The 1,876-nt window shown below is 71.7% G+C and carries 3 protein-coding genes; all 3 read right to left on the minus strand.

Translation table 11 applies throughout. The annotated features are described in order from the left end of the window. Positions 1 to 191 (minus strand): hypothetical protein (locus I59_RS19105; RefSeq protein WP_042726433.1); only part of this gene is annotated, 191 nt, incomplete at its 3' end. Between the two features lie 48 nt (positions 192 to 239). Further along, positions 240 to 1,163, minus strand: coding sequence for an SDR family NAD(P)-dependent oxidoreductase (locus I59_RS03750; protein WP_022902725.1), 924 nt, complete (start codon positions 1,161 to 1,163; stop codon positions 240 to 242). Next, the coding region (locus I59_RS03755; protein WP_022902726.1) for a helicase-related protein at positions 1,153 to 1,876 on the minus strand (724 nt) is incomplete at its 5' end. The genes I59_RS03755 and I59_RS03750, both read right to left, overlap by 11 nt.

Here is a 1,876-nt window from a genome sequence, read left to right on the forward strand (position 1 = left end):
CCGGTGAAGACGACGAGCGAGTCGCGGGGGATCTCGAGGTCGACGTCGCGGAGGTTGTGCACGCGCGCACCACGGACGCTGAGCGTCGAGGTGCTGTGCGGCGCAGTACCGCCCGGGAGGTGGAGGTCAGCGGGCTCGCCGAAGGCGTTCCGGCCCGGGGTCGCGGTACCGCGGTCAGAGGTGATGGTCATCGCCGTCGATTCTACGAACCCGGTCTGACATTCGTCGGGTCGAGCGGATCACCCGAGTGCGTCGAGAGCGAACGCGACCCCGGACGCCCGCTCGCTCGCGGCCCACAGCCGGGCCGCTTCGAGGCGGTCGTGGGCCTTCGACTCCGCGACGACCGGGGTCGCCGGTCCGCGGAGCTGCAGCCGGCCAGCCGGCCCCCAGTACGCCCCGGACCGGACGTCGTCCCCGACCGCGGCGTGCACGATCGGGTCGGCTCCGGCGTCCTTGCCCTGTGCGTACAGCCGCTGCGCCGGTCGCGTCCAGGCGGGCTCCGGGCGGGCCGACGCGACGATGGGACGGTCCGGAGCCAGTACGTCGAGGGAGAACCCGGGGTGCGCCACGACGCTCGACACGGGCGAACCGGCGTCGGCGAGCCGCTCGGCGAGCTCGAAGCCGAAGAGCATCACGGCGAGCTTGCTCCGGCCGTACTGCCGGTAGCTGGAGTAGTGCCCCGCGCCGAGCGGATCGGCACGGTCGAGTCGTGCCCACCGGTGGGCGATCGAACCGAGGTGGACGATCCGGCCTGCGCGGTGCGCGAGCAGCGGGAGCACTCGCCCGGCCAGTGCGAAGTGCCCCAGGTGGTTCGTGCCGATCTGCAGCTCGTGACCCTGCGCCGTCGTGCGCTGCTGTCTGGAGCCCACCACGCCGGCGTTCGCCACGAGGGCGTCGAGGCCGTCGGGGTACCGCTCGCCGAGGGTGTCCGCTGCGGCTGCCACCGAGTCGAGGTCCGCGAGGTCGAGCCGGACGTGGTCGAGCTCCGCGTCGGGCACTGCGGCTCGGATGCTGCGCAGTGCGGCGTCCGTCCGCTCAGGGTTCCGCGCCGCGAGGACGACCCGGTGTCCGGCCGCCGCGAGCTGCTCCGACGCCCAGTACCCGAGTCCGGCGGTCGCACCCGTCACGACGAGGGTGCGCCGTCCGCCGGCCTCAGCGGACATGGCCGGCGGACTCCATCTGCCGGAGTGCCTTCTTGAGGTCCTGCACCTCGTCGCGGAGCCGCGCCGCGAGCTCGAACTTCAGCTCGGCCGCGGCCTGGAGCATCTGCTCGTTCAGGTCCGCGATGGTCGCCTCGAGCTGGGTCGCCCCCTCGCCTGCGATGCCGCCGCGCTTGAGGTTCGGGGTCGGGGAGCGTCGGCCGTCCGCTGCCGGGCGACCCTCGAGCAGCGCCTTGGTGTCGTCGTTCTCCCGTTGCAGCACCTCGGTGATGTCGGCGATCTTCTTGCGGAGCGGCTGCGGGTCGATGCCGTGCTCGAGGTTGTACGCGACCTGCTTCTCGCGGCGACGGTCGGTCTCGTCGATGGCGTTGCGCATCGAGTCGGTGATCTTGTCCGCGTACATGAGCACCTGGCCCGAGACGTTGCGCGCCGCGCGTCCGATCGTCTGGATGAGCGAGGTCGAGGAACGGAGGAACCCTTCCTTGTCGGCGTCGAGGATCGCGACGAGCGAGACCTCCGGCAGGTCGAGACCTTCCCGGAGCAGGTTGATGCCGACGAGGACGTCGTACACGCCCTGACGCAGTTCGGTGAGCAGCTCGACGCGCTTCAGGGTGTCGACGTCGGAGTGCAGGTACCGGACGCGCACCCCCGCGTTGCCGAGGAAGTCCGTGAGCTCCTCGGCCATGCGCTTCGTCAGGGTGGTGACGAGGACACGC

The sequence above is a fragment of the Curtobacterium sp. B8 genome (assembly GCF_000333315.1).
In the GTDB taxonomy this organism is placed as follows: Bacteria; Actinomycetota; Actinomycetes; order Actinomycetales; family Microbacteriaceae; genus Curtobacterium; species Curtobacterium luteum.

Bases quoted from the DNA above. Each gene is read 5' to 3' on its own strand.
- I59_RS03750 (WP_022902725.1), bottom strand. From the start codon at position 1,163: ATGTCCGCTGAGGCCGGCGGACGGCGCACCCTCGTCGTGACGGGTGCG.